The organism is Bacillus sp. AY2-1 (assembly GCF_008368965.1).
GTDB classification, from domain to species: Bacteria; Bacillota; Bacilli; order Bacillales; family Bacillaceae_G; genus Bacillus_A; species Bacillus_A thuringiensis_S.
Genome location: NZ_QPEL01000267.1, coordinates 1 through 4,931, shown reverse-complemented (window position 1 = coordinate 4,931; position 4,931 = coordinate 1). Strand labels below are relative to the sequence as shown.

The window sequence follows — 4,931 nt, the reverse complement described above, 5'->3', positions numbered from 1 at the left end:
CTTCTTTCATAGCTCAATTTCTCTTTTTATAATGTAATATTATTAGTTACTTCAGAATGTAAAAGTCAGAATAATAAGAAATAAAAACTTTGGAATTTTCTTATTTTAAAACAGTAGACAAAATTCCAAAAATTGTGTTAGAATTTGTTTCAATATCATATCGCTTGTTAAATTCCTTTCAAAAGGAAAATAGGTACACGAAAGTTTCGTTTCGTGTTTAAAAGGGAAGCTTGGTGAAACTCCAACACGGTCCCGCCACTGTAAATGCTGAGATTTCTTTTTAGTGCCACTGTGAAAACGGGAAGGTGAAAGAAATTATATGAAGCATAAGTCAGGAGACCTGCCTGTTTTAACAACACTGATAGATTCACGGATGATGATGAGGTGTTAAAACAAAAAGGAAGGCTTATTTTCTATGTCTTTGTACTTTTTGTTATAGGTATTTCCTAGTAAACGGAAATGCTTACTTTCAATTAGGGAGGAATTTAAAATGGCAATTCAAACAAGTAACTTAGGTTATCCACGTATCGGACTACAACGAGAGTGGAAAAAAACATTGGAAGCTTTTTGGTCCAATAAAATCGATGAAGAACAATTTTTAACAACAATGAAAGAAATTCGCCTTCAACACGTAAAAGTACAGCAAGAAAAAGGGATTGAACTCATTCCAATTGGCGACTTTACATATTATGATCACGTTTTGGATACTGCTTATATGCTAGGATTTATCCCATCACGTTTTTCTGAGTTTACATCTTACCTTGATGTATATTTCGCAATGGCGCGTGGCTCTAAAGATCACGTAGCTTCTGAAATGACAAAATGGTTTAACACAAACTATCATTATATCGTTCCTGAATATGAAGAGGGATTACAAATCTCTTTAAAAGATAATCGTCCACTTCGCTTATACGAAGAGGCAAAACAAGAATTAGGAGTAGATGGAAAACCTGTTATTTTAGGACCATATACTTTCTTAAAATTAGCTAAAGGTTATACACAAGAACAATTCGCTACGATTTTAAAACAATTAGTTGCACCATACGTACAACTGCTTTCAGAACTACATGCAGCTGGTGCACAAGTCATTCAAGTTGATGAACCGATTTTCGCTTCTTTAACGAAAGAAGAAGTTCAACAAGCAAAAGAAATTTATGAAGCTATTCGTAAAGAAGTTCCAAATGCGAACCTTCTTTTACAAACATATTTTGATAGTGTAGAAGAAAACTATGAAGAAATTATTACATTCCCTGTATCCGGTATTGGATTAGATTTCGTTCATGGTAAAGAAGGTAATCTACATGCTATTTCAAAATATGGATTCCCAGCTGATAAAACTTTAGCTGTCGGTTGTATAGATGGCCGTAACATTTGGAGAGCTGACCTTGATGAAGTTCTTACGTTATTTACAACGCTACAAAAACAAGTCCAAACGAAAGACTTCATTGTTCAGCCTTCTTGTAGCTTATTGCATACACCAATCGATAAAACAGAAGAAACTCACTTATCGACTGAGCTATTTGATGCGTTAGCATTTGCAAATCAAAAATTAGAAGAGTTAGTTCTTATTCATTCTGCTCTCACTAAAGGTACAGAAAGTATTAGTAATGAGCTGGAAACATATCGAAATGTACATCATACAATTCGTTCATCTGCTGTACGTAACCGTGAAGATGTCAAAGCAGCACGAACAGCACTAAAAGAAGAAGATTTTTCACGTCCTCTTCCATTTGAAAAGCGATACGAATTACAACAAGTTGCCCTAGAGTTACCATTGTTACCAACAACAACTATCGGTAGCTTCCCGCAAACAACTGAAGTTCGTCAAACGCGAAAAGAATGGCGTAACGGTGTTATTTCAAATGAACAATATGAAAAATTTATTGAAAAAGAGACAGAAAAATGGATTCGTTACCAAGAAGAAATTGGTCTTGATGTCCTTGTACATGGTGAGTTTGAAAGAACTGACATGGTCGAATATTTCGGTGAGCGTCTTGCTGGTTTCTCATTCACTAAAAACGGTTGGGTACAATCATACGGTTCCCGCTGCGTAAAACCACCTGTTATTTATGGTGATGTAGCCTTTATTAACGGAATGACTATTAAGGAAACTGTTTATGCACAAAGCTTAACAGAGAAAGTTGTAAAAGGAATGTTAACTGGACCTGTTACAATTTTAAATTGGTCCTTCGTTCGAAATGACATTCCAAGAAAAGAAGTTTCGTATCAAATTGCATTAGCTCTTCGTCACGAAATTGAACTACTTGAATCTTCCAGAATTCGAGTAATCCAAGTCGATGAGCCAGCACTTCGTGAAGGAATGCCACTAAAAGAAAAAGATTGGGACGCTTATATTACATGGGCAGTTCAATCCTTCCTTTTAGCAACTTCTTCTGTAGCAAATGAAACACAAATTCATACTCATATGTGTTACAGTAACTTCGAAGATATTGTTGATGCGATTCGCGCATTAGATGCAGATGTGATTTCTATCGAAACATCAAGAAGTCACGGTGAATTTATTGATACATTAAAACATACAACATATGAAAAAGGCATCGGTCTAGGTGTATATGATATTCATAGCCCACGTGTACCGAGTAAAGATGAAATGTATAAAATCGTAGAACAATCTTTAGAAGTATGCGATCCTAAATATTTCTGGATTAATCCTGATTGTGGTTTAAAAACGAGAAGAACAGAAGAAGTTATTCCAGCTTTAGAGCACATGGTGCAAGCAGCAAAAGATGCTCGCTCCCTGCTAAAAACAAACGCATAACGAAAATGGGTTATCCTTATTGAGGATAACCCATTTTTTATTCTTTACTTTCAAAAAAGAATTCGTATTGTATTTTATATAATTCATCATCCGTTGGCTCTTCAAGAGGAATTGCTTGTAAGACCACTGTATACTCACCATTTGGAATAGGTATTTGAAATTTATTTGAAAGAATACTCGTTATAACGATACTTTCATTTTCAACTGTAAAAGGAACCGTAATCGTTCTAATCACTTCTTCTTTTTCAATATGTTTCCCTGGGGTCACTTTCACTTCACAAGTATAATCAGAAAGTGCTTCAAAAATAACAGTTCCCTCTGCCTCAGCATAACCTCTTTCAAAATCTTCATCCGTCCAGTCTACATAAGGCTGCTCACCGTCATAGTTCATCAACATTAATTGCGAATAAGAAATTGTTAACTCCATAGTTCCCGTTCTCCTTCATTATGAAATGTACAACTACTACTTCACTTCAAATTTCACACGCGTACCATCTGGATATTTATCTAACTTATTCCCTACCCAAGAGCCTGCTCCGCGGTTATCCGCCGGACTTATATATTCAATATGTGCTCCTTTTCCGCCTTCCTTGCACATCGCCATTGGCCATTCATCACGATCATACCCTTTTTTTGAAGGATATGGTGCTAACGACAATTTCCTTCTATCTGCAGCACCACCACGATCGATTGTACAAACTTCTGAATGCCCTTCTTTTATAGCATCCGTAATATGTTTTCCTGTCTCTGGATAACGTTCTTTCGGAAATTCTAACACTTGATCATACGTATTCGTTTTCTTTACACTTGTTTCCTCTGGCACAAGTACTTCATAAACTGCTACTAAAATAGACAGAATTGCGATAATTGAAATGATAATACCTTTTAATTGCTTCATGTATACCTCCATGTTTCTACCAGTTTCTTTTTTCCTCCGTTATTATAACAAACTTCTCCTGTATATGTTTTCAGACATTATTTTAGTTATTCCTTGCCATTCCGCCAAAAACTTTCATTTTTTCACTAATGCTGTAGAAAACTAATAGCCTTCCGACATTCTTTTTCAAAGGAAGTCCTCATAAAAGATTGAAATGATATATACGATACTTTTTGGGGAGGAAATATCATGGAAGCTACCTATAAAACGAAAGATGTCACGAATAAAACAGGCATCCCAAAACATATAGTCCGCAAATATAGTCAACTGTTAGAGGAACATGGCTATATGATTTCTAAAACAGCTGATGCTCGTATTTATAAACTTGATGATTTAAAACTATTGAAATCTATACATGAAAGAGCTGCTACATTACAAGAAGATATTTCAGAAACGATACCGATTATTTTAAAAGAAAAAGAGGCCCCACCTGTACCAGTTATACAAGATAAGCAAGAGATACAACCGAAAGAAAAGGAAGATGGACGTAACTTTGAGGAATTCATGTTGAAACTTGAAATGCTAGCTCAATTAAATGAAGCAATTATTCATCAAAATTCTACTCTAATTACACAAAATCGTTTAAAGGATGAGAAACTAGATGAATTGATGCAACAAGTTTATGTAAAAGAAGGCTCTCAAGAAAAAATGCTTCAAGAGTTAGTCGAGCACGCCGCTCAAACAGATGCATTACAAAAAGAAAAGATGGACTTATTAATGAATCATATGTATAAACGAGAATCCAAACAGGAAGAAAAAATGAATAAACTTGTTAGTCAAATTTATAACAAGGACAGTAATCGTGATGCACAGCTTATGCAAGTTATTCGAGAAATTCAAGAAACAAAAAGAATGGTTGCTGCCTCAAAAGAGCAAAGTTTCTTTCAAACATTTAAAAGTTTATTTAGCCGAGCAAAACAAGAAAAAACAAATGAATAAGCAATATAAAATAAAAAGTTACCTTCCATCGGTAACTTTTATTCCTTATTTTGTACAGCTGGTAATATAATAATTGCTTCAGTGCCTTTTCCACTTTCACTCTTATATTCCAATGTACCATTATGCGCTTGTAAAATACTAAATGTTACCATAAGCCCTAATCCTGTCCCTTTTTCTTTTAAAGAATAATATGGTTGCCCCAGCCTTGCTAACTGTTCTTTCGTCATACCAACACCACTATCTTTAACTCTTATTATGATTGTTTCGTCTTTTTGA

At 34.8% G+C, this 4,931-nt stretch carries 5 protein-coding genes and 1 riboswitch; of the genes, 2 read left to right on the top strand and 3 right to left on the bottom strand.

The annotated features are described in order from the left end of the window. Window positions 1–174: 174 nt before the first annotated feature. Window positions 175–362: riboswitch (cobalamin riboswitch) on the top strand. Between the two features lie 128 nt (window positions 363–490). After that, window positions 491–2,779, top strand: coding sequence for a 5-methyltetrahydropteroyltriglutamate--homocysteine S-methyltransferase (gene metE, locus DN403_RS30150; protein ID WP_149186085.1), 2,289 nt, complete (start codon window positions 491–493; stop codon window positions 2,777–2,779). A 37-nt stretch (window positions 2,780–2,816) separates the two neighbouring features. Here metE and DN403_RS30145 read toward each other — a convergent pair whose 3' ends face one another. Together DN403_RS30145 and nucA are read right to left on the bottom strand one after the other, a co-directional pair. Beyond that, window positions 2,817–3,206 carry a competence protein ComJ gene (locus DN403_RS30145; protein WP_000424022.1) on the bottom strand — a complete coding sequence of 130 codons (390 nt, stop codon included), beginning with the start codon at window positions 3,204–3,206 and terminating at the stop codon, window positions 2,817–2,819. A 36-nt stretch (window positions 3,207–3,242) separates the two neighbouring features. Next, on the bottom strand, window positions 3,243–3,677 hold the full coding sequence (nucA, locus tag DN403_RS30140) for a DNA-entry nuclease (protein ID WP_000811494.1): 435 nt from the start codon (window positions 3,675–3,677) through the stop codon (window positions 3,243–3,245). Window positions 3,678–3,905: 228 nt separating this feature from the next. Between nucA and DN403_RS30135 the strand changes: the two genes are divergently transcribed. Next, window positions 3,906–4,655, top strand: a complete 750-nt coding sequence (locus DN403_RS30135; RefSeq protein WP_000388468.1) for a DUF3967 domain-containing protein — start codon at window positions 3,906–3,908, stop codon at window positions 4,653–4,655. 38 nt (window positions 4,656–4,693) lie between these two features. Here DN403_RS30135 and DN403_RS30130 read toward each other — a convergent pair. Next, on the bottom strand, window positions 4,694–4,931 hold a 238-nt coding region (locus DN403_RS30130), incomplete at its 5' end, for an ATP-binding protein (RefSeq protein ID WP_149186084.1).